Raw genomic sequence first — 23,971 nt, forward strand, 5'->3', positions numbered from 1 at the left:
GCCCTCCGCCGGATCAGAATGCCGTCCCGATCTGGAACTGGAACTTCTGATACTGGTCGCCGGTGTGCTTCGTGAGCGGGAAGCCCAAGCTGAGCTTGAGCGGGCCGATCGGCGAGATCCATGCAAGACCGACACCGTAGCCGTAACGCAGGCCGTTCGCGCCGTTCGACGTAGCGGCGCTGCTTGCGTCTGCCCAGACGTTACCTGCGTCAAGGAACGTAAACACGCGCAGTGTGCGGTCATACCCGGTGCCCGGCAACGGGAACGTCAACTCGATGTTACCCACCAGCAGCTTCGAGCCGCCGATCGGATCGTTTGTCGTCGCGTCACGCGGACCCAGCGAGCTAGGCTCATATCCCCGCACCGAACCGATACCACCCGCGTAGTAGTTCTTGAAAATCGGATACGGTTTACCGCCCATGCCCTTACCGTAGCCGCCCTGGAAGTTGAAGCCCAGCACGAAACCGCGCGAGAACGAATAATAGTACTGCGCGTTGATGTCGGCCTTGTAGTACTGCGTGCCACCGATCGGCGTGCCGTATTCGGCGTTCGCCTGTGTGAAGTAGCCGCGGCTCGGCACCAGTGCGCTGTCACGTGCGTCGCGCGACCAGCCCACCGTGAGTGGCACGTTATTCGATACACGTCCGAAATCGGCGACGTACTGCTTATAGGACGCTGGCGTGTTCGCGTCGACATCCAGCTGGTTCTGCTCGAGGCCCGCGCCGAAGTACACCGTGTCGACTTCGGAGAACGGAATACCGAACTTCAGGTCACCACCGATCGTGACGATCTTGAAGCTCGAATCCGTCGAGTAGTACAGCGGCTGGTACGTACGGTAGTAGACGTCGGTAATCCGTTTGATACCGTCGACCGTGAAGTACGGGTCGACCTGCGTGACCGTCAAGGTACGGTACGTCTTGGCGGTATTCACGTTCACCGCGAGACTCGTACCCGAACCGAACACGTTGTCCTGCGACACGCCGGCCGAGAGCACCACCTTGTCGGTCGACGAGAAGCCCGCGCCCAGCGTGATCGCGCCGGTCGGCTTTTCGGCCACCTTGACGTCCACATCGACCTGGTCCGGCGTGCCTTCCACCGGCACCGTGGTCACGTCCACGTCCGTGAAGTAGCCGAGGCGGTTGATCCGGTCTTTCGACAGCGCGAGGCGGTTCGAATCGAACCACGAGCTTTCGAGCTGGCGCATTTCGCGGCGCACCACTTCGTCGCGGGTGCGCGTGTTACCGACCACGTTGATGCGGCGCACGTACACACGGCGGCTCGGGTCCACTTGCAACGTCAGGTCGACCTTATGGTGTTCCTGATCGATCTGCGGCTGCGCGTTGACCGTGGCGAACGCATAGCCGTATTCGCCGAGCTTGTCGACGATCGCCTTGGTGGTGGCTTGCAGCTTTTCAGCTGAGAAGCGGTCACCCGGTTTGATCTTGATGAGCTTGTTCAGCTCCGGCTCGCGGTCGAGCAGGTTACCAGCCAGCTTGATGCTGTTGATCGTGTACGGCTCGCCTTCGTGCAGCGTGACCGTCAGATACATGTCCTTCTTGTCCGGCGTGATCGACACCTGGGTCGACTCGATGTTGAACTCGAGGTAGCCGCGATTCAGGTAATACGAGCGGACGTTTTCGAGGTCGCCGGTGAGCTTGTCTTTCGCGTACAGGTCGTTCTTCGTGTACCACGAGAACCAGTTCGGCGTGGACAGCTGCATTTCGTCGCGCAGCGTACCCGTGCTGAACGCCTTGTTGCCGATGAAGTTGATCTGGCGGATCTTCGCGCTCGGACCTTCAGCCACCGAGAACAGCACCGACACGCGGTTGCGGTCGATCGGCGTGATCGTGGTGGTGACTTCGGCGGCATAGTAGCCACGCGTCAGGTACTGGCGCTTCAGTTCCTGCTCGGCCTTGTCGACGAGTGCCTTGTCGTAGTAACGGCCTTGCGACAAACCGACGGCGCGCAACGCCTTGATCAGGTTTTCCTTGTCGAACTCGTGAATGCCGGCGAAGTCGATCGTGCCGATGGCCGGACGTTCCAGCACCTGCACGATGACGACATTACCTTCCGTCGCGATCTTGACGTCATTGAAGAAGCCCGTGGCGTACAGCGCGCGAATGGCTTCGGAAGCCTTGTCGTCGCTAAAGGTGTCGCCTTGCTTGATGGGCAGGTACGCGAACACGGTACCGGGTTCGACGCGTTGCAATCCCTCGATCCGGATGTCTTGCACCACGAAGGGCGTCGTTGCGTGAGCAACCAGCCCATGCGCGGCAAACGCCGCGGCTATAACCGTCTTTGGAACAAAGCGATGAGGTTTAAACAACGTGCTTCCCCAGTGTGTATAGCTGCATCAGGTCGGGCGGTCGCCATCGTGAACGCCGCCAGACACTTTAAAAATGGATTAAACGAGCCAGATCGTTGAACAGCGCAATCGCCGACAACGCGACGATGCAGGCGAGACCCGCCCTCTGAAAAACGAGTTGCCAGCGATCAGAGACAACTTTGCCGGTTACAGCTTCAACCAAATAATATAACAGATGCCCCCCGTCCAATACCGGAATTGGTAACAGGTTCAGTACGCCGAGGCTAATACTGACAAGGGCCAGGAACGACAGGAATGCAGATGGACCTAGACGTGCGCTCTTTCCTGCGTAATCTGCGATCGTCACGGGGCCAGAAAGATTCTTCAGCGAAGCCTCGCCGACGATCATCCGTCCAAACATGCGCACCGAATAAACGGCCAGATCCCACGTACGGCGCGCGCCCAGTTGCAGGCTTTCGACCGGCCCGTAACGCACGTCGATCGACGGCACCTGGGTAGCGAGTTCCGCGCCGATACGGCCGATCTGCTGCCCTGTCGCGTCATCCCGCTGCGACTGCGGGACGATGCGCACGTCTTCCAGCTTGCCCGCGGCTTGGCCACCACGCTCCACCTGCAGCGTCACGGGCGTGCCGGCGTGCGATTTTACATAAGCGATGAAGGCCGTGGCATTGTCGGTCGGGATACCGTTGATCGCGCGCAGACGGTCACCCACCGCAAGGCCTGCCTTTTGCGCCGCGCTATCCGGCTGCACTCCAGCGACTGTCAGCTTGCCGCCACCCGGCTCGAAGCCGAGACGTGACATAAAGTCGTCGTCGACGTCTTTCTCGGTGATACCACGCAGATCCAGCTGGAAATCCGAGGTGCCGTGCGCATCTTTTGCGCTCAGCACGACGCGCTTGTGATCGAATGCCGCGCCCAGCAGTTTCCAGCGAAGGTCGGACCACGAACGCACCCGCTCGGATTCGCCCGTGTTCTCCGCACGCACCGCAACAATCGTTTCGCCACCGTCGAAACCGGCCAGCGCGGCCGGCGTATTCGGCGCAGGCACGGCCACCACAGCCGCCGGCTCCGTCACGCCCGTGGCGAACACAAGGGCGAACAGCACGATGGCAAGCAGGAAATTCGCGACCGGGCCGGCCGCGACAATCGCGAAACGACGCCACACCGATTGCCGGTTGAACGCATGCGGCAAGGCTTCAACGGGAATCGGCGCCCCGCCGGTCTCGCGCTCGTCGAGCATCTTCACGTAGCCGCCCAGCGGCAACGCGGCAATCGTCCATTCGGTGCCCGTCTTCGGGCTCACCCATTGGAACAGCGGCTTGCCGAAGCCGATCGAAAAACGCAGGACCTTGACGCCGCACAAACGCGCCACGCTGTAATGACCATACTCGTGGACGACCACGAGTACGCCAATCGCGACCGCGAAGGCAAGCAGTTCAATCAGCAGGTTCATAGGCGCCTCACTGGACGGCGCGTTCCGTGCGACGGGCGCCGTCCGGCAGGCGCGCGATGAAGTCGGCAGCGGCGCGGCGCGCGGCCGCATCCGCTTCGATCACGTCCTCTAGCGCGTGCGCGCTGCGGTTCGGCAACGCATTGAGTACGGCGTCGACTATCTGTGCGATCGCCATGAAACCGATCTGGCGCGACAGGAACGCTTCCACAGCGACTTCGTTCGCGGCATTGAGCGCCGCGCTCGCGAGGCCTCCCTCGTCCAGCGCCTTCACTGCGAGCGCGAGGCACGGAAAGCGCGTGTAATCCGGTTTTTCGAACGACAGCGATGCGACCTGCAGCAGATCCAGTTGCGCCACACCCGAATCGAAGCGGTCCGGAAATGCCAGCGCATGCGCGATCGGCGTGCGCATATCGGGATTGCCCAATTGCGCGAGCACCGAGCCGTCGGCGTACGACACCATCGAATGGATCACGCTTTGCGGGTGAATCAGCACTTCGATACGCTCGCCCGGCAGATCGAAGAGCCAGTGCGCCTCGATCACTTCGAGGCCTTTGTTCATCATCGTGGCGGAGTCGACGGAAATCTTACGGCCCATGACCCAGTTCGGATGCTTGCAGGCTTCGTCCGGCGTGACGTCGACGAGCGTGGCCGGTTCGCGCGTGCGGAACGGACCGCCCGACGCGGTCAGGATGATCTTCGAGACGCCGCTATGCCGTGCGGCTTCGCGCGGCAGACATTGGAAAATCGCATTGTGTTCGCTGTCGACCGGCAGCAGCACGGCGCCGTTGTCACGCACCGCGTCCATGAAGATCGCGCCGGACATCACCAGCGCTTCCTTGTTGGCAAGCAGGATACGCTTGCCCGCGCGCGCAGCGGCGAGACTCGGCGCGAGGCCTGCCGCGCCGACAATCGCCGCCACGACCGTATCGCAGCAGTCACTCTTCGACACGTCGACGAGCGCTTGCGGCCCATACGTGACCTCGGTCTTGCAGCCCGCTTCGCGCAACTTCGCCGCGACATGCGCAGCGGTATCGGCATCACCGACTACCGCGACTTCAGGCTGAAAGCGCAGGCATTGCTCGACGAGCTTGTCGCCGTTGCGATGCGCCGTGAGCGCGTACACCGAAAAGCGTTCGGGATGACGCGCGACGACGTCAAGCGTGCTGTCTCCAATCGAGCCCGTGGAACCGAGCAATGTCAGACGTTTTTGCATATCTCTTTCTCTAGCCGAGCAGCAGCATGGCAAGCGGCAGCACCGGCAACAATGCGTCGATGCGGTCGAGTACGCCACCGTGCCCAGGCAACAGGCCGCTTGAATCTTTCACTCCGGCCTGGCGTTTCATCATGGATTCGAACAGGTCGCCCACCACGCTGAATACGACCAGCAGGGTCAGTGCGAGCAGCGTACGTACGGCGCCCCATTGCGCCAGCAGCGCAGAATACAGGGTCGGCTCGAACGCGTGCAAAAAGACCGCCGCCGCCGCGACGATCATCACCACCAGCCAGCCGCCGATCGCGCCCTCCCAAGTCTTACCCGGGCTGATGGCAGGCGCCAGCTTGTGTTTTCCGAAAGCTTTTCCGGAGAAGTATGCGCCGATATCGGCCAGCCATACCAATAGGAGCAGCGACAGCACGAAGGCCACGCCCTGCATGCGCGCGGCGACGAGAGCATGCCAGCACGCGACGAATACCACAATGCCGGCAAGGAAGAGAAAAGCGCGCCACGCACCTTGCGCGAGGGTCGGCTTGCGCAGGAGCACATACGGCCCGGCGATCACCCAGAAAATAGCGGCCGCCTGAAAGAGCGGCCGGGGTTCCTCGACGCCGGTGCCGAGACGCGTGCTCGCGACCAGCGCCACCGCAGCGACCAGCGCGTAAATGATCGGGCCCGCGCCGCCGAGCTTCAGCAGACGCGCCCACTCCCACGCGGCGAACACGACGACGAAGGCGATCAGCGCGCCGAACGCGCCCACCGGCGCGAACAGCGTGACCGGCAGGAAGATCGCCAGCAGGATGATCGCCGTGATGACACGGGTTTTTAGCATGGAAGCGAATCGACGTTCTGCGATTGCGGCTCGAGTTGAGCACTGGTGCGGCCGAAGCGGCGCTCACGCTCCGCGTAGGATGCGATGGCGTGGCCGAGCGCGTCGGCGTCGAAATCCGGCCAGAACGTGTCGGTGAAGTAGAACTCGGTGTAGGCGAGTTGCCACAGCAGGAAGTTGCTGACGCGGCGCTCGCCGCCGGTGCGGATAAAGAGATCCGGCTCAGGCGCATAGGCCATTGACAGGTGTTCGGCGAACGAGTCCTCGTTCACCTCGACCGCCTTGCCCGCCAGCGCCGATTGTTCGGCGAGCTTACGCGTGGCCTGCATGATGTCCCAGCGGCCACCGTAGTTGGCGGCAATGGTGAGCGTAAGACGCGTATTGCGTGCGGTTTTGGTCTCCGCGCGTTTGATCAGGTCGCGGATGCGCGTATCGAATCGGGACAGATCGCCAACCACGCGCAGACGGATGCCGTTCGCGTGCAGCTTGCCGATCTCGCGCTCCAGCGCGGTGACGAACAGGCGCATCAGGAACGACACTTCGTCGTTCGGGCGGCGCCAGTTTTCCGAGCTGAAGGCAAAGAGCGTCAGGTATTCGACGCCCTGCCGGGCGCAGGCCTCGACGGCCGCACGCACTGCGTCGACGCCGCGCGTATGGCCGGCCACGCGCGGCAGACGGCGCTGGGTCGCCCAACGGCCGTTGCCGTCCATGATGATCGCGATATGTCGCGGCACCGCGGCGACATCAGGCACGCGCACGGTTGAGCTGGTATAGGTCATGGCCGTCGGGACAGTGACTGCAAAAAAAGAAGTGGAGATCTTAAAGGTGCTGAGCCAACCGGCCTCAGACCGTCATGATCTCGGCTTCTTTGGTCACTACAAGCTTGTCGATTTCCGTGACGAACTTGTCCGTCAGTTTCTGAACGTCGTCACCTGCACGGCGCTCGTCATCTTCAGAAATTTCTTTGTCTTTCACGAGCTTCTTCAGTTGCTCGTTTGCATCACGGCGCAGGTTACGCACAGCGACCTTGGCCGTTTCCGCCTCGCTCTTGACCACTTTGGTCAGCTCGCGGCGGCGTTCTTCGGTCAGCGCGGGCATCGGCACGCGGATCACGTCGCCTTGCGTAGCCGGGTTCAGACCGAGGTCCGACTCGCGGATCGCCTTTTCAACGACCTGGACCATTTTCTTTTCCCACGGCTGCACGCCGATCGTGCGTGCGTCGATCAGCGTCAGATTCGCGACTTGCGAAATCGGCACCGGCGAACCGTAGTAATCGCACTGGATGTGATCGAGCAGGCCCGTGTGTGCACGGCCCGTGCGGATCTTCGACAGGTCGTTCTTGAACGCGTCGATGGAACGCTGCATCTTTTGTTCAGCGCCCTTCCTGATATCAGCCACAGACATTTTTAAACCTCCGAACCTTCAAAACGGTGCGAGCCGGCCAGCGCGCGCACGATGCGGCGGCCTGGGCTCGCGTTAAAGCCCACGTTATGTGAACGAGAGTTTACACGTGGACGAGGGTGCCCTCGTCCTCGCCTTGTACGATGCGCTTGAGCGCACCCGGCTTGACGATCGAAAACACCCGGATCGGCAGCTTCTGGTCGCGGCACAGCGCGAACGCCGTGGCGTCCATCACCTGCAGATTGCGGCCAATGGCTTCATCGAAGCTGATTGTGGTGTAACGAGTCGCGCTCGGGTCTTTTTTGGGGTCGGCCGAATAAACGCCGTCCACCTTGGTGGCTTTCAGCACGACTTCCGCGCCGATTTCCGAACCGCGCAGCGCGGCGGCAGTATCGGTCGTGAAGAACGGGTTGCCGGTGCCGGCCGCGAAAATCACGACTTTGCCTTCTTCGAGCTGGCGAATCGCGCGCGGGCGGATGTAAGGCTCGACCACCTGGTCCATGCGCAGCGCGGATTGCACGCGCGCTTCAATGCCGGCGTGGCGCATTGCGTCCTGCAGCGCCAGCGCATTCATCATGGTAGCCAGCATGCCCATGTAGTCGGCCGTGGCGCGATCCATACCGGCCGCGCCGCCCGCGACGCCGCGGAAAATATTGCCGCCGCCGATCACCACGGCCAGCTGCGTTCCGAGACGGACCACTTCGGCCACGTCCGCTACCATTCGTTCGATGGTCGCGCGATTGATGCCGAAGGCATCGTCGCCCATCAGAGCTTCACCGGAGAGTTTGAGCAGGACGCGTTTATAGGCAGTGGGCATAGAGGTATCCAGATCGCGCAGAACAGGGCAACAACAAGGGACTAATGTAGGGGTGAAATGCTGATTCGGGCAAGCGTCGCCAAATTGACGAACCCTGGGGTCCGCCAGAGGCGGCCGCGCAGCGAGGGTCAACCCGCGCGCAGCCTTGCGGCGCTGCCGACCGCGGCAAAGTCTTGCTCCGCCGCGGGTCCAACGGTACTAACTGAAGCTTAAGCGATACTTATTGTTGCTTTGCAGCAGCGACTTGAGCGGCCACTTCAGCTGCGAAGTCGTCCTGCTTCTTCTCGATGCCTTCGCCGACCACGAACAGCGCGAACTTCTGCACGCTCGCATTGCCAGCCTTCAGCATCTGTTCGATCGTCTGCTTGTCGTTCTTAACGAACGTCTGGTTCAGCAGCGACACTTCCTTCAGGTACTTCTGCACGCTGCCGTCGACCATCTTGGCGACGATTTCAGCCGGCTTGCCCGATTCAGCAGCCTTCTGCTCGGCAATGCTGCGTTCCTTGGCGATCAGATCCGCCGGGACGTCGTCCGACGACAGCGAGACCGGCTTCATTGCGGCGATGTGCATTGCCACGTCCTTGCCGACCTGCTCGTCCGCGCCGGCGTACTCGACCAGCACGCCGATACGCGTGCCGTGCAGATACGCCGCCAGCTTGTTCGACGTTTCGAAACGCACGAAACGACGGATCGACAGGTTTTCACCGATCTTGCCGACCAGTGCCAGACGCACTGCGTCGACCGTCGAGCCGTCCAGCGGCAGTGCCGACAGAGCCGCGACGTCAGCCGGGTTTTGCGTAGCGACCAGTTCAGCGACGGTCTTCGAGAAAGCCAGGAAGTCGTCGTTCTTCGAAACGAAGTCGGTTTCGCAGTTCAGTTCGACCAGCGAACCAGCGTTGCCGCCGATGAACGATGCAACCACGCCTTCAGCCGTCACGCGCGACGCTGCCTTGCTGGCCTTGTTGCCCAGCTTCACGCGCAGCAGCTCTTCAGCGCGCGCCATGTCGCCTTCGGCTTCCGTCAGCGCCTTCTTGCATTCCATCATCGGCGCGTCAGTCTTTGCGCGCAGTTCTGCAACCATGCTTGCGGTAATTGCCGCCATCATTTGCTCCTTGAGTTCCGTCTTGTCACACGCCGCCCGGGCTTCGATACCGGCGGCAAGAATTCGTTTCAACGTCGCACGTATTTTTTACGGCTACGTTTCAGCACTACTCACAGCACGCCACTACTTTGTCGCGGCTTAAAAAAAGGGGGCCTGTAGAAAGCCCCCTTTTTTGCCGGACACGGGGCAGCTTTACGCTTCCGAGTTGACCTCGACGAACTCGTCGCCGTCACCACCACGGGCAGCTTGCACCACTTCGTTGACCGCGTTAGCACGGCCTTCGACGATTGCGTCAGCCACGCCAGCCGTGTACAGAGCGACAGCCTTCGAAGCGTCGTCGTTACCCGGGATCACATAGTCGATGCCTTCCGGCGAGTGGTTCGTGTCGACCACGGCGATGACCGGAATGCCGAGCTTGTTCGCTTCGGTAACGGCAATCTTGTGGTAGCCGACGTCGACCACGAAGATCGCGTCCGGAATACCGCCCATGTCTTTCACGCCGCCAATCGACTTTTGCAGCTTGGCCATTTCGCGTTCGAACAGAAGCGCTTCCTTCTTGCTCATGCGTTCGGTTTCGCCAGCTTCCAGCGATGCTTCCATGTCCTTCAGGCGCTTGATCGAGACCTTCAGCGTCTTGAAGTTGGTCAGCATGCCGCCGAGCCAGCGTGCGTTGACATAAGGCATGCCAGCGCGCTGTGCTTCTTCAGCGATCGTGTCGCGCGATTGACGCTTCGTGCCGACGAACAGGATCGTGCCGCGATTCGCTGCCAGTTGACGCGCGTACTTCAGCGCGTCGTTGTACATCGGCAGCGTCTTTTCGAGGTTGATGATGTGAATCTTGTTGCGATGGCCGAAAATGAAGGGGGCCATCTTCGGGTTCCAGAAGCGCGTTTGGTGACCGAAGTGGACACCGGCTTCCAGCATTTGACGCATGGTAACTGCCATGAAAATCTCCGCGAGGGTTGGGTCTTAAGCCGGCCGCCGTATCTGCCGCGCTGCCTTTTTTGGCTGAACGCGACGGACACCCTGGGTGCGCCGGCTTGCGAGTCTGCTGCCTTGGTACTGCCTTACCTGTAGCGCAGGCAACTATCGCTACGAGGCGTCTTTCCCGCCAGTTTGCGCTCATCAGGGTGACCAATGGAGCAACAAAATAAGACAGAGATCGACTTAGCCAAAGATTATAGCACGTGACTATCGGGCGACTCAACCTGCGCGGTAGCCCCTGTTTGCCGCAGCCGGGTTGCACCTACGCGCCCACGACCATATTGCAAAACCGTGGCAAAACCCTGCGGCAGCTGGAATATGGTGCGATAATCTTGCAATAAATCGCATTTCAGGCCCGACTCATGGCTATTACGCTCAAAAACGAACACGATATCGCGCAGATGCGCGTCGCCTGCAAGCTCGCTAGCGAAGTGCTCGACTACATTACGCCGTTCGTCACGGCCGGCATCACGACCGGCGAACTCGACCGGCTGTGTCACGAATACATGCTCCAGGTGCAAGGCACGGTTCCGGCGCCGCTGAATTATCAGCCGCCCGGCTATCCGCCTTACCCGAAAGCCACCTGTATTTCGGTGAACGACGTGATCTGTCACGGCATTCCGGGCGACAAAACGCTGAAGAACGGCGACGCACTGAATATCGACGTCACCGTGATCAAGGAAGGCTATTTCGGCGACACCAGCCGGATGTTCATCGTCGGCGAAGGCTCGATCATGGCCAGGCGCCTCGCGCAGACCACCTTCGAATGCATGTGGCTCGGCATTGATCAGGTGCGCCCGGGCGCCCATCTCGGCGACATCGGCTACGCCATCCAGAAGCACGCCGAAGGGCAAGGGTACAGCGTGGTGCGCGAATATTGCGGCCATGGCATCGGCACGGTGTTTCACGAAGACCCGCAGATCTTGCACTACGGCCGTCCCGGAACCGGGCTCGAGTTGCAGACCGGCATGATCTTCACGATCGAACCGATGATCAACGCCGGTCGGCGCGACATCCGCACCATGCCGGATCAGTGGACCGTCAAAACCAAGGACCGCAGCCTGTCGGCACAGTGGGAACACACCGTGCTCGTCACCGAAACCGGTTACGACGTGCTGACTGTTTCGGCCGGCACGCCCGCGCGCCCGCCAGTTGTCGCAGCCACGGCCTGAACGACTTCCGACCCCACCCGCCCGCCTGCCAATGAGTAGTGTTCCAGCCGTCGCCCAATCCCATGCCACGTCGCTCAAGGCGGACTACAAAGTGGCCAAAGCCCAGTTGCTGGAACGCTTCAAGACAGCCTCCAACGTCGACTCGCTGATGGCCGCCCTGGCGCGCGCCACGGACGAGTCGCTGCGCGCCGCCTGGAATACCTGTGAGCTGCCGCCCGAGCTGGCGCTGCTCGCGGTCGGCGGCTACGGGCGAGGCGAACTCGCGCCGCACTCCGACATCGACATTCTGGTGCTGCTGCCCGACGCGCCGATCGCGCATCTCGAAGCGCGCATCGAACGTTTTATCAGCCTCGCGTGGGATTTGGGGCTCGAACTCGGCAGCAGCGTGCGCAGCGTGGTGCAGTGTGTCGAAGAAGCCGCCAACGACGTCACCGTGCGCACCTCGCTGCTCGAAGCGCGGCGCATTACGGGCAGCACCCTGCTCTTCGACGACTTTGCGAAGCGCTACCGTGAAACGCTCGACCCGCGCGCGTTCTTCCAGGCCAAAGTACTGGAAATGCGCCAGCGGCACGCCAAGTTTCAGGACACGCCGTATGCGCTCGAACCGAACATCAAGGAAAGCCCGGGCGGCCTGCGCGATCTGCAACTGATTTTGTGGATTACCCAGGCGGCCGGCTTCGGCAGCAGCTGGCGCGAGCTCGAAGCACGCGGCCTGATCACCGAGCGTGAAGCACGCGAACTGCGCCGCAACGAAGGCTTCCTGAAAACGCTGCGGGCCCGCTTGCATGTGATCGCCGGCCGCCGCCAGGACATTCTGGTGTTCGATCTGCAAACGCCGGTGGCCGAAAGCTTCGGCTACAAGCCGACGGCCACCAAGCGCGCCAGCGAACAATTGATGCGCCGCTATTACTGGTCCGCCAAAGCCGTTACGCAGCTGGCCACGATCCTGATCCAGAACATCGAAGCGCAGCTTTTCCCGAACACGAGCGGCATCACGCGCGTGCTGTCGGACCGTTTCGTCGAGAAACAGGGCATGCTGGAAATCGCCAGTGACGACGTCTTCCAGCGCGAGCCGAACGCGATTCTCGAAGCTTTTCTGCTCTACGAACAGACGCCGGGCGTGAAAGGTTTGTCGGCGCGTACGCTGCGCGCGATCTACAACGCCCGCGACGTGATGGATCAGCATTGGCGGCGCGATCCGGAAAACGGGCGCCTGTTCATGGACATCTTGAGGCAGCCGGCCGGCATCACACACGCGCTGCGACTGATGAACCAGACCAGCGTGCTCGGGCGCTATCTGCTGAACTTCCGGCGCATCGTCGGGCAGATGCAGCACGACCTGTATCACGTCTACACGGTCGATCAGCACATCCTCATGGTGCTGCGTAATCTGCGCCGCTTCGCGGTCGCCGAGCACGCGCACGAATATCCGTTCTGCAGTCAGTTGATCGCCAATTTCGACCGGCCGTGGGTGTTGTACGTGGCGGCGCTGTTTCACGACATCGCCAAGGGCCGAGGCGGCGACCATTCCACGCTCGGCATGGCCGACGCGCGGCGCTTCTGCCGCAACCATGGCATCGAAGGCGAGGACGGTGAACTGGTCGTCTGGCTGGTTCAGCAGCATCTGACCATGAGCCAGGTCGCGCAGAAGCAGGATACGAGCGACCCCGAAGTCATCAAGCGGTTTGCCGAACTGGTCGGCAACGAGCGCCGGCTCACCGCACTTTACCTGCTGACCGTGGCCGACATCCGCGGCACCAGCCCGAAAGTCTGGAACACGTGGAAAGGCAAACTGCTCGAGGATCTCTACCGCGCAACGTTGGCGGTGCTCGGCGGCGCACGGCCTGACGCGCATTCGGAACTGAAGTCGCGCCAGGAAGAAGCGCTTGCGCTGCTGCGCCTCGAAACCGTCCCGGAAGGCGCGCAAAAGGCGCTGTGGGACAAGCTGGATATCGGCTATTTCCTGCGCCACGATGCCGCAGATATCGCGTGGCAGACCCGCGTGCTGTACCGGCACGTCGAAACCCCGACGCCGATCGTGCGGGCGCGTCCGTCACCGATCGGCGAAGCGCTTCAGGTGCTGGTGTATGTGAAAGACCAGCCCGATCTGTTCGCCGGCATTTGCGCGTATTTCGACCGCAATGGCTTGTCGGTGCTCGATGCGCGGGTCAGCACGACCCGTCACGGGTACGCGCTCGATAATTTCCTCGTCGCGCATACCGAAGAAGACGTGCATTATCGCGATATTGCCAATCTGGTCGAACAGGAACTGACCGCACGCCTCACCGGTGACGGCACCCTGCTTCCGGGACCGTCGAAAGGCCGGTTGTCACGGCTGTCGCGGACCTTCCCTGTTACGCCGCGCGTCGATCTTCGGGCCGACGAGCGCGGCCAATATTACATCCTGTCCGTGTCTGCGAACGACCGGCCGGGCCTTCTTTATTCAATCGCGCGCGTGCTGGCCGAGCACCGGGTCGGCGTCGCGTCGGCGCGGATCAATACGCTCGGCGAACGTGTCGAAGACGTGTTCCTGCTGGATGGACACGGTCTGTCGGACAACCGCCTGCAAATTCAGGTTGAGACCGAACTGCTGCGCGCGATTGCAGTGTGAGATTTCATGCGAGTCAAATTAACAGCCAAGCACCCGCGGCCGGCTTCGTCCGAACGCGCCCCTGTCCGTACCGGAAGCAACTCGGCGCGTAAGCCGACGCGTCCGACCGGGCCAAGGCCGTCTACGCCGACGGCAGGGTTTAACGGGGCGCGGGGTGAAGGCGCAGCAGGTGGTGGCAAGCGACCGGCTGGTGCAGGTAAGCCGGCAGGCGCCGGGGCGCGTGCGCCACGGGCTGAAGGATCGTTTTCCCGCGAACGGGATGCGGGTGGTGCCGGCGCTGCGCGCCGGGCACCGTCGAATCGACCGCCGCGGCGTGAAGGGGCGGGCGGTGCGCCGCGTCGCTTCGAAGGCAGCAGTGATCGTGCTCCGCGTCGGGACGATGGTGAGCGTGCGCCGCGCCGGTTTGAAGGTGGTGGCGACCGCAGCGAACGTGCCCCACGCCGCGCGGATGGCGAACGTAGCCAAGGCGCCCCACGCCGATTTGAAGGCGGCGGCGATCGCGCGCCGCGTCGGGACGAGGGCGCTCGTGCGCCCCGTAAGTTTGAAGGTGGCGCTGATCGTAGCGAACGCGCGCCGCGCCGTGCTGACGGCGAACGCCCTCAAGGTGCTCCGCGCCGGTTTGAAGGCGGCGGCGATCGTGCGCCGCGTCGGGACGAGGGCGCTCGTGCGCCCCGTAAGTTTGAAGGCGGCGCTGACCGTAGCGAACGCGCTCCGCGCCGTGCTGCCGGCGACGGTCCTCAAGGCGCGCCGCGCCGGTTTGAGGGCAACGAGCGTGCACCCCGCCGGTTTGAAGGCAGCGGCGATCGCAGCGAACGTGCTCCGCGTCGCGCTGACGGCGAACGCAGCCAGGGCGCGCCCCGCCGCTTCGAAGGCAGCACAGATCGCAGCGACCGCGCACCGCGCAGTTTCGAAGGTAACCGCCCCCCGCGCCGCGACGAAGGCGAACGTCGCTCGTTCAGTGGTCCGCGCCCGGGTGCAAGCCGTCCGTCGGAAGGTGGACCGCGTGGCGAGCGTCCGGCGCGTGACGCCTCGGATCGGCCCCGCTTCGGCAGCAGCGACCGTGGCAGCCCTCAGGAGCGCCGCAGCGGCGAGCGTGGGCCGCGCAGCGACAGCGCAGCACCGCGCCGCTTTGAAGGTGAACGTGGCGCCTCCGAACGTGGCGAGCGCACTTTTGCGAAGCCCGTCAAAAGCGGCTACGGCGACCGCACGGACCGTCCGGCTCGCGCGCCGCGCGACGACCGCGGCGAACGAGCCCCAGCCAAACGTGAATTCGGCGATCGTCCGCCGCGTGCCGGCGAACGTAACGAACGTAGTGACCGGGGCGAACGCCCTGCTCGCAGCTTCGACAAGGCGCTGCCCGCGGCCGGCCGCCGCTTTGGCGACGACAACCGCCCCGCCCGCGCCGACAAGCCGCGTGGCCCCGCGCCCGCAGCCAGAGCCGAACGCGACGATGATGCCCCGCGCACGCCGCGCCGCGATTACGAAGACGCACCGGGCACCCTGCGCCTGTCCAAGCTGATGTCGGAACTCGGCCTGTGCTCGCGCCGCGAAGCCGACGAGTGGATCGAGAAAGGCTGGGTGCTGGTCGACGGCGAGCGGATCGACACGCTCGGCACCAAGGTTCGTCCGGATCAGCGCATCGAGATCGACCCCGCCGCCGAAGCCGCGCAAGCGAGCCAGGTGACGGTCCTGATCCACAAGCCCGTGGGCCTCGTATCGGGGCAGGCGGAAGACGGCTATCAACCGGCGATCACGCTGGTCACGCCGGAAAATCGCTGGGAAGGCGACAGTTCGGAGATCCGTTTCTCGGTCTCGCATCTACGCCAACTCGCGCCGGCCGGGCGCCTCGACATCGATTCGACGGGCTTGCTGGTGCTGACGCAGGACGGCCGCATCGCCAAGCAACTGATCGGCGGCCATTCGGAGATCGACAAGGAGTATCTGGTGCGCGTGTCGTTCGGCGAGCACACCGCCGACGTCGAAAGCCACTTCCCGCCGGAAAGCCTCGCGCTCTTGTGCCATGGCCTCTCGCTCGACGACGTGCCGCTGAAACCCGCCCAGGTCAATTGGCAAAACGGCGAGCAACTGCGTTTCGTACTGCGCGAAGGCAAGAAACGCCAGATCCGCCGGATGTGCGAGCTGGTTGGCCTCGAAGTGATCGGCCTGAAGCGTGTGCGGATGGGTCAGGTGATGCTGGGCGCACTGCCACCGGGCCAATGGCGCTATCTGTCGGCGGACGAGTCGTTCTGACGCTGGGAGCTTGACGCTCAAATAGCGAGAGACTCACGGCGCCCGCGCAGCGTGACGCTCGTTCAACAAAAAACCCACGTGCAAACGTGGGTTTTTTTATGCCTGCGATGGACGCAACAAGGCGTCCGCCGTAGACCAGAATACGGCGGCGTCAGTCGTCGCTATTCGGGTCCATATCCGGAAACAGAACTTCCGTGAAGCCGAACTTCGCGAAATCGTTGATCCGCATCGGGTACAGCTTGCCGATCAGGTGATCGCACTCATGCTGCACGACACGCGCGTGAAAGCCCTCGGCGACGCGGTCGATCGGCTTGCCGTATTGATCGAAGCCGTGATACTTGATCATCGAAAACCGGCTCACGGCGCCTCGCAAGCCCGGCACGGACAGGCAACCTTCCCAGCCCTCTTCCATATCCTGCGACACCGGCGTGATGGTCGGGTTGATCAGCACCGTCTCCGGCACCGGCGGCGCATCCGGATAGCGTTCGTTGTGCCCGAAGCCGAAGATCACCACCTGCAGATTGACGCCGATCTGCGGCGCGGCGAGCCCCGCGCCGTTCGCGTCGTGCATGGTCTCGAACATGTCTTTGACGAGCTCATGCAGTTCGGGGGTGTCGAAGTGATCGACTGGGTCGGCAATTTGCAAAAGGCGCGGATCGCCCATCTTGAGAATTTCGCGGATCATAACTGCCCCTCCAGGAGCTTACGCATACCATCTTCGTCGAGTACGGGGACGCCGAGTTCCTCGGCCTTCGCCAACTTGCTGCCCGCTTCCGCCCCCGCCACCACATAGTCCGTTTTTTTCGACACCGAACCGGCCACTTTCGCACCGGCCGCTTCGAGCATTTCTTTCGCCTCTTCACGGGCAAGCGTTGGCAACGTACCGGTCAGGACGACCGTCTTGCCGGCCAGTACGCCTTGCGGCGCCTTGGGCGCGGGCGGTCCTTCCGCCCAGGTGACCTTGCCCGGTGCGCGTAGCTGCTCGATCACGGTGCGGTTGTGCTCTTCGGCGAAAAACTGATGAAGCGACTCAGCCACCACCGGACCCACGTCGTTCACTTCCAGCAATTCTTCGACCGAGGCATCCATGATCGGATTCAGCGAGCCGAAATGCTTGGCGAGATCTTTCGCCGTCGATTCACCCACATGCCGGATACCGAGCGCGTAAATAAAGCGCGCCAGCGTGGTGTGCTTGGCCTTTTCGAGCGAATCGAGCAGATTCTGCGCGGACTTTTCAGCGAAGCGGTCGAGTTCGGCCAGTGTCGCAAAGCCGATGTTGAACAGATCGGCCGGCGTGCGCACCAAGTTCTGCTCGACGAGCTGATCGATGATCTTTTCGCCGAGCCCGTCGATATCCAGCGCTCGCCGCTGCGCGAAGTGCCACAGCGCCTGCTTGCGCTGCGCCGGGCAGAACAGGCCACCCGTGCAGCGCGCAATCGCCTCATCCGGCAGCCGTTCGATGCTTGAGCCGCACACCGGGCACTGCGTAGGCATAATGAACTCGCGGGCGTCGTCCGGGCGGCGGTCGAGCAGCGCGCTCACCACTTCGGGAATCACGTCGCCGGCACGCCGCACGATCACCGTGTCGCCGATTCGAATATCCTTGCGGCGCACTTCGTCTTCGTTATGCAACGTCGCGTTTGTGACCGTCGCGCCACCGACGAACACTGGCTCCAGCCGCGCAACCGGCGTGATCGCGCCAGTGCGACCCACCTGCACGTCGATCGCGACGAGTTTGGTCAGCGCTTCCTGCGCCGGGAATTTGTGCGCCAGGGCGAAACGCGGCGCGCGCGAGACAAAGCCGAGCGAGTCCTGCTCATCGCGCCGGTTGACCTTGTAGACGACGCCGTCGATATCGTAAGGCAGCGTATCGCGCTTTTCGCCTACCGTGTGAAAGAACTCCAGCAAGCCTTCGGCGCCCTGAACCACCGCCCGCTCGCCATTTACCGGCAAACCGAGTTCCTTGTACCAGTCGAGCAGTTCGCTATGCGTGGCCGGCATCTCGATACCTTCGAGCACACCGATTCCATAAGCGAAGAACGACAGCGGCCGCTGCGCAGTGATCTTCGAATCGAGCTGCCGCAAACTGCCCGCCGCAGCGTTACGCGGATTAGCAAACTCCTTCTGCTCAGCAGCCCGCTGGCGCTCGTTCAGGCGTTCAAAATCGCGCTTGAACATGAGCACTTCGCCGCGCACGTCGAGCACACTCGGCACACGCTTGCCCTTGAGCTTGAGCGGAATGGAACGGATCGTGCGGACGTTTTCGGTGACGTTCTCGCCGGTGGCGCCGTCGCCGCGCGTGGACGCCTGGACGAACGTGCCGTCGACGTAGCGCAGCGAGATGGCGAGGCCATCGAACTTCAGTTCAGCGGCGTATTCCACCGGCACCGGCGGCTCGCTAGTGTTCTTGCCAAGCGCGTCACCGACGCGCTTGTCGAACGCGACGATGTCTTCGTCGGCGAAGCCGTTGTTCAGCGAGAGCATGGGCTGATCGTGCACGACCGGCTCGAAGCCGCTCGACGCCTCGCCGCCCACACGCTGGGTGGGCGAATCCGGCACCACCAGGTCCGGGTGCTCCGTCTCGATTCGCTCCAGCTCCTTGAAGAGCTTGTCGTACTCCGCGTCCGGCAAGTCCGGCTGATCGAGTACGTAGTACGCGTAATTGGCGCGTTCGAGTTCCGCGCGCAACCACGCGGCCCGCTCTGCTGGAGCGCTGGTTGCAGGGTTTGAGGCGGGGGTTCGGGCCATGCTGTCGGAAGGTTTTTCAGTGAAATTCAGACATTGGATTATCGCAGGAAGCGTGCCCCTTTACATCGGCCGAATGGCCAGTTTCGTGCGTTCGTTATTCCGCCCCAAACGCCAGCGGCCGCACAGTGTGCGGCCGTCGAATACTGCGCAATTGCGGAGCCGTTACTGGCTGAACAAACGCCGTGTGGCCGGCGAACCCGCCGGAATACCCGCCTGCTCGAGCTTCGCGTAAAGCGTCATCAACTGCTTTTCGATCGCCAGCAGCGCCGTTTCCGGCAGCGGACGGCGCCCGTCATCGACCACCCGCCCGCCGATGCGCTCGGCCAACGATTTCGCGTAGTCGCACATCAGACGAAACGGCAGGATATCTTCGTCCGCGACCGGCACGTCGAGCACCAGCGTGATCATCTGGCCGCCCTTGTAGGTCAGGTCGTCGCGCAGGAAATTGGTGTCGCCGAACTGCAGCATGAAGACCGGGCTCTGCTTCGCGTCGAGCTTGACGAAGCGCGTGCCGTCGCGCGAGAGCAGCAAGCCGTCCTGCGACGCGACGGCCTGGACATAATTGGCCGACCACGGCGCCCCGTCGGAGAGCACGTTGATCGACAGTTGCGCGTCGCACTGCGCGGCGAAGCCGTCGAGCTCACGCGCCATCGCGACCGTTTCGAGCATGTCGGGAAATTCCGGCGACGCGTCGATCGCGTCGGCAAACTGCTGCACGCCGGTCACGAACTCGGAGAACTCCAGTTCGTTGAGTGCGCCACTCCGGTTGGCCAGTTGCGCGGCCGCGCGGAGCTCTTCATAGCGCGCGCCGTTTTGCAGCAATTCCCACGCGCCGCCTTCGAGCTTGCCTTCGATATGCACCGGCTTGCTGCCGGCACGGCGCAGACGCTGCGCGAGCGGAATCACCTTGTCGCCGGCCACCGGGCCATTCAAACGAATCGGCACGATGCAGTCGATGCGGCGATCCACGATAGCCGGCGGCGCCGACGAAATCGTCGTGGCAGCGGGCAGGATCGGCTCATCGGCCGTCGCCGCATGGCCGCCTTCGGCTTCAGCAATGCCTTCCGCTTCCGGATAGCCATTCGGCGTAGTCGTCTCGGCCTGAATATCGGCCGGCGTATCGAGCGGCGCGGCGGTCGCGCCAAAAGTCGGTTCGACACGCGCCGCCGCGGTTTCCGCCGCCTGCTCCGAACCCACTACAGGCTCGCGCCGCGTGGTCGGCCGGGCCGGTTCGATAAACGGACTCTGCTCCTCCTGATCGTCCCGCGCGAAACTTTCGGCGGTATCGGCCGGCATTGGACGCGGCATCTTGCGGCGCACCTTCGCGCCTTGCCATGCGTTGTACACGACCACGCCCCCGACCACCACGGCACCCGCGCCGATTAAACCGAGTGTCAACTCGTCCATGCATGCTCCATCAGCAATTCTTCTGTCTGCGCGGCTCTGCGCCCGCCCCACGTGTCGCGCGGCCGATGGCCGCTGCGCTGAACGCGGGCGCCCGCGATGATCAACCTGAACAAAAACTTAAACGAAAACTTAACCGATATTCTGGGCGAAACCAGCAGCCGATTCCATGTCGACGGCAACGATCCGCGACACGCCCTGCTCCTGCATGGTCACGCCGATCAGTTGCTGGGCCATTTCCATCGCGATCTTGTTGTGCGAAATGAACAGGAACTGCGTCTTGTCCGACATCGCGCGCACGAGGTTCGCGAAGCGTTCCGTGTTGGCGTCGTCTAGCGGCGCGTCCACTTCGTCGAGCAGACAGAACGGCGCGGGATTCAGCTGGAACATCGCGAACACCAGCGCGGTGGCGGTCAAGGCCTTCTCGCCGCCCGACAGCAGGTGAATCGTCGAATTTTTCTTGCCCGGCGGTTGCGCCATCACTTGCACGCCGGCGTCGAGAATTTCGTCGCCGGTCATGATCAGCCTGGCCTGACCACCGCCAAAGAGACGCGGGAACAGCTCGCCGAAATGACGGTTCACTTCGTCGAAGGTACCCTGCAGCAGCGTACGCGTTTCGCCGTCGATCTTGCGGATCGCGTCTTCCAGCGTTTCGATCGCGTTGTTCAGGTCGGCCGATTGTGCATCGAGGAACGTCTTGCGCTCGGTCGCCGCCTTCAGTTCGTCCAACGCGGCCATGTTGACCGGGCCCAGCGCGGTGATCGCGTTGTTGATCCGCGTGACTTCGCCTTGCAGATAGGACGGCTTCATGTCCGGCGTGAGCTTGGCCTGCAACTCGGCCTCATCGACACCGGCTGCCGCCAGTTGCTCGATGAACTGCTCGCCGTTCAGGCGCGCAGCCTGTTCCTTCAGCTGCAATTCGTTGATGCGGTCGCGCAGCGGCTGCAGCGCACGCTCGGCGGTCAGACGGGTTTCGTCGGCGGCACGCAGCTTGGCCGTCAGGTCGTCCAGTTCCAGACGCGCGGCGTGCAGCGCTTCTTCCTTGACCGCGCGGATATCGAGCGCGTCCTGCAGACCGGTATGCGCGGTTTGCTCGTTGATCGTTTCCAGTTCGGCGCGCGCATCTTCCAGCGACGCGGCGACACGCTCGCTCTGCTCGTGCGAGACCTGGATGCTGCGCTTCAATTCGTCGATGCGGTTCGCCATGTTGCGCGCGGCGAAGCGCGCGTCGGTGGCGGCCCGATCGAGATCGCGCGATTGGGCCCGCGCGGCGGTGAGCGCTTCGTCGAGTGCTTCGAAGGCCATTTGGTGATCTTCGAAACGCGCCTGCAATTCGGCGAGTTCGGAGTCGTGACGCTCGAAGTTTGCTTCCGACTCGCCACGCAAAGCGCGCTGCTCTTCGATCTGCGCGGTGATTTCTTCGAGCTCTTCGCGGATTTGCGTGCTGCGCTGCGTGTAACGCTCATGCGCTTGCGCGAGTTTGAGCACGTCCATCTGCAAGGCGTGCACACGTTGGGTCGCGCGCTCCGACTGTTGACGCACATCGGTCAACGCTTGCGCGGCTTGCGTGTGCGCGGCTTCGGCGCGGATCGCGGCGGCCTTCGCCTCATCGGCGAGCAAGGCTTGCGCGCGCACCTGGCGGCCCAGGTTTTCGATTTCCTGCTGACGGGCCAGCATGCCGGCCTGTTCGGAATCGGCCGCATACAGCTGGACGCCGACACGTGTCACGACGTGGCCGGCCTTGACGACGAACGAGCCGCCTTCCGGCAATTGCGCGCGCATGGCGAGCGCCTGTTGCAGATCGTCAGCGACGAAAGCGAGGCCGAGCCAGTCATTCAGGACGGCGCGAATGCCTGCGTCGTCGATGCGAACCAGCGACAGCAATGGACGCAAACCCGCCGGCGCAGCACCCGGCTGACCGGCTGCGGGCGGCGCGTAGAACGCGAGCTTGACGGGCGGCGCGTCGGTGGCGAATGCCTTGACCCAGTCGAGATTCGACACTTCGAGGGCGGCGAGCCGCTCACGCAGCACCGCTTCGAGCGCGGCTTCCCAACCGGCTTCGACGTGCAGCTTCTTCCACAGACGCGGCAAGCCGCTCAGCTCGTGCTTTTCGAGCCACGGCTGAATCTTGCCTTCGGTCTGGACGTTTTCCTGCAGTTGCTTGAGCGCGGCAAGGCGCGCGTCGAGCTGATGAATCTGTGCGCTTTCCGACTGCACCCGTTCCTGGGCCACGCGCCGTTCGCCGTCGAGCCGCGGCAGCGTTTCCTGCGCGTCGGCAAGACGGGCCTGCGCGTCGTGCAGGATTTCTTCGTGCTCGGCGAGCTGCGCGCGCATGTCTTCGAGCTGCGCTTCGTCAGGGGCATCCAGACCGCCCGCTTCGGACTTCAGCCGTTCGTGACGCTGCTGCAACTGCTGCAATTGCTGATCGGCATTGCGTTGATGCGCGGCTTCGAGCTTGAGTGCCTGTTCGGTCTGCGCGATACCGCCACGCTCGGCATTCAGTTCGGTCTGCGCATCGCGCCAGCGCGCTTCGAGCGCCGGCATCGCATCATGCTTGGCGGCGGCCTCGTCTTCGGCCAGTGCGGCCTTTTCGTCGGCGACGGCCAGTTGTTCTTCAGCGTCTTCGAGATCGTCTTGCGCCTTCTGCGCTTGCGACTGCCACTGCTCGCGCTGCGCCGTCAACGCGGCAATCTGCGCCTGCGTGCGGTTACGCGATTCGACGATGAACTTGATCTCGGCCTCGAGGCGGCTGACTTCGGCATTCGCCTCGTACAACGCACCTTGCGCACCCTGCATCGCGTCGCTGGCGGAGTAATGCGCGACACGCAGCGTTTCGAGTTGGGCTTCGACTTCGCGCAGCTTCGCGGTTTGCGCTTCGAGGTCGATCTGCGCCTGTTCGATCGCGCGTTGCTGGCGTTCCTGCTCGCCGCCGGCTTCGTTCTTGCGCAGCAGCCACAACAGACGCTGCTTCTCTTCGCCGTCGGCCTGCAAATCCTTGTACTTCGTCGCGACGATCGCCTGCGCCTCGAGCTTCTCGAGGTTCGCACTGAGTTCGCGGACGATGTCTTCGACGCGGATCAGATTCTCGCGCGTGTCGTGCAGACGGTTCTCCGTCTCGCGGCGGCGTTCCTTGTACTTCGACACGCCGGCGGCCTCTTCGAGGAACACGCGCAGCTCTTCCGGCTTCGCCTCGATCAGGCGCGCGATCATGCCCTGCCCGATGATTGCGTACGCACGCGGCCCGAGGCCGGTGCCGAGGAAGATGTCCTGAATGTCGCGGCGGCGCGCCGGCAGGTTGTTGATGTAGTAGCTCGAGGTGCCGTCGCGCGTCAGCACGCGCTTGACGGCGATTTCGGCATACTGCCCCCACTGCCCGGCGGCGCGGCCGTCGGCGTTGTCGAACACGAGTTCGACGCTGGCGCGGCTACCCGGCTTGCGCGCGGTCGAGCCATTGAAGATCACGTCCTGCATCGACTCGCCGCGCAGCTCGGAAGCGCGCGATTCGCCGAGCACCCAGCGCACGGCGTCGATGATGTTGGACTTGCCGCACCCATTCGGTCCGACCACGCCGACAAGCTGGCCCGGAACCTGGAAATGCGTGGGATCGACGAATGACTTGAAGCCAGCGAGTTTGATCGAGGTCAGACGCACGGCGATTTCG

The 23,971-nt window shown here is 63.2% G+C and carries 16 protein-coding genes; 3 read left to right on the forward strand and 13 right to left on the reverse strand.

Annotated features, from left to right (window positions below; genetic code table 11):
• Positions 1 to 13: 13 nt before the first annotated feature.
• From bamA to rpsB, 9 genes are all read right to left on the reverse strand, one after another.
• Complete coding sequence (gene bamA, locus PQQ86_RS11330; RefSeq protein ID WP_408266638.1) at positions 14 to 2,326, reverse strand: outer membrane protein assembly factor BamA; 2,313 nt, start codon at positions 2,324 to 2,326, stop codon at positions 14 to 16.
• 67 nt (positions 2,327 to 2,393) lie between these two features.
• Positions 2,394 to 3,779: an RIP metalloprotease RseP gene (rseP, locus tag PQQ86_RS11335; protein WP_408266640.1), complete on the reverse strand. Its 1,386-nt coding sequence runs from the start codon at positions 3,777 to 3,779 to the stop codon at positions 2,394 to 2,396.
• A 7-nt stretch (positions 3,780 to 3,786) separates the two neighbouring features.
• On the reverse strand, positions 3,787 to 4,992 hold the full coding sequence (locus tag PQQ86_RS11340) for a 1-deoxy-D-xylulose-5-phosphate reductoisomerase (RefSeq protein ID WP_408266642.1): 1,206 nt from the start codon (positions 4,990 to 4,992) through the stop codon (positions 3,787 to 3,789).
• 10 nt (positions 4,993 to 5,002) lie between these two features.
• Positions 5,003 to 5,824 (reverse strand): phosphatidate cytidylyltransferase, encoded by an 822-nt coding sequence (locus tag PQQ86_RS11345; protein WP_408266644.1) that lies wholly within the window; start codon positions 5,822 to 5,824, stop codon positions 5,003 to 5,005.
• A complete protein-coding gene (uppS, locus tag PQQ86_RS11350; RefSeq protein ID WP_028199369.1) occupies positions 5,818 to 6,600 on the reverse strand; it encodes a polyprenyl diphosphate synthase in 783 nt (260 codons plus the stop codon). The genes PQQ86_RS11345 and uppS overlap by 7 nt, the downstream gene beginning before the upstream one ends.
• 64 nt (positions 6,601 to 6,664) lie before the next feature.
• Complete coding sequence (gene frr, locus PQQ86_RS11355) at positions 6,665 to 7,225, reverse strand: ribosome recycling factor (protein WP_054035184.1); 561 nt, start codon at positions 7,223 to 7,225, stop codon at positions 6,665 to 6,667.
• A gap of 100 nt (positions 7,226 to 7,325) precedes the next feature.
• The gene (gene pyrH, locus PQQ86_RS11360; RefSeq protein WP_011488865.1) at positions 7,326 to 8,039 is read right to left on the reverse strand and encodes a UMP kinase; all 714 of its coding nucleotides are present in this window, start codon (positions 8,037 to 8,039) and stop codon (positions 7,326 to 7,328) included.
• Between the two features lie 220 nt (positions 8,040 to 8,259).
• Positions 8,260 to 9,141 (reverse strand): translation elongation factor Ts, encoded by an 882-nt coding sequence (tsf, locus tag PQQ86_RS11365; RefSeq protein WP_408270226.1) that lies wholly within the window; start codon positions 9,139 to 9,141, stop codon positions 8,260 to 8,262.
• Positions 9,142 to 9,333: 192 nt separating this feature from the next.
• Positions 9,334 to 10,086, reverse strand: a complete 753-nt coding sequence (rpsB, locus tag PQQ86_RS11370; protein ID WP_054035183.1) for a 30S ribosomal protein S2 — start codon at positions 10,084 to 10,086, stop codon at positions 9,334 to 9,336.
• 401 nt (positions 10,087 to 10,487) lie between these two features.
• Between rpsB and map the strand changes: the two genes are divergently transcribed.
• The 3 genes from map to PQQ86_RS11385 are packed head-to-tail and all read left to right on the forward strand — an operon-like array spanning position 10,488 to position 16,158.
• Positions 10,488 to 11,297 carry a type I methionyl aminopeptidase gene (map, locus tag PQQ86_RS11375; protein ID WP_408266646.1) on the forward strand — a complete coding sequence of 270 codons (810 nt, stop codon included), beginning with the start codon at positions 10,488 to 10,490 and terminating at the stop codon, positions 11,295 to 11,297.
• A 31-nt stretch (positions 11,298 to 11,328) separates the two neighbouring features.
• Complete coding sequence (locus PQQ86_RS11380; RefSeq protein ID WP_408266648.1) at positions 11,329 to 13,908, forward strand: [protein-PII] uridylyltransferase; 2,580 nt, start codon at positions 11,329 to 11,331, stop codon at positions 13,906 to 13,908.
• Positions 13,909 to 13,914: 6 nt separating this feature from the next.
• Positions 13,915 to 16,158, forward strand: a complete 2,244-nt coding sequence (locus tag PQQ86_RS11385; protein ID WP_408266650.1) for a pseudouridine synthase — start codon at positions 13,915 to 13,917, stop codon at positions 16,156 to 16,158.
• Between the two features lie 151 nt (positions 16,159 to 16,309).
• Here PQQ86_RS11385 and def read toward each other — a convergent pair whose 3' ends face one another.
• From def to smc, 4 genes are all read right to left on the reverse strand, one after another.
• Positions 16,310 to 16,843 carry a peptide deformylase gene (def, locus tag PQQ86_RS11390; protein ID WP_408266652.1) on the reverse strand — a complete coding sequence of 178 codons (534 nt, stop codon included), beginning with the start codon at positions 16,841 to 16,843 and terminating at the stop codon, positions 16,310 to 16,312.
• Positions 16,840 to 18,906 carry an NAD-dependent DNA ligase LigA gene (ligA, locus tag PQQ86_RS11395; protein ID WP_408266654.1) on the reverse strand — a complete coding sequence of 689 codons (2,067 nt, stop codon included), beginning with the start codon at positions 18,904 to 18,906 and terminating at the stop codon, positions 16,840 to 16,842. Before ligA ends, def begins: the two co-directional genes overlap by 4 nt.
• 162 nt (positions 18,907 to 19,068) lie before the next feature.
• Positions 19,069 to 20,313: a cell division protein ZipA C-terminal FtsZ-binding domain-containing protein gene (locus PQQ86_RS11400; RefSeq protein WP_408266656.1), complete on the reverse strand. Its 1,245-nt coding sequence runs from the start codon at positions 20,311 to 20,313 to the stop codon at positions 19,069 to 19,071.
• Between the two features lie 129 nt (positions 20,314 to 20,442).
• Complete coding sequence (gene smc / locus PQQ86_RS11405; protein WP_408266658.1) at positions 20,443 to 23,961, reverse strand: chromosome segregation protein SMC; 3,519 nt, start codon at positions 23,959 to 23,961, stop codon at positions 20,443 to 20,445.
• Positions 23,962 to 23,971 lie beyond the last annotated feature (10 nt).

The organism is Paraburkholderia sediminicola, assembly GCF_046026675.1.
Taxonomy (GTDB): Bacteria; Pseudomonadota; Gammaproteobacteria; order Burkholderiales; family Burkholderiaceae; genus Paraburkholderia; species Paraburkholderia sediminicola_F.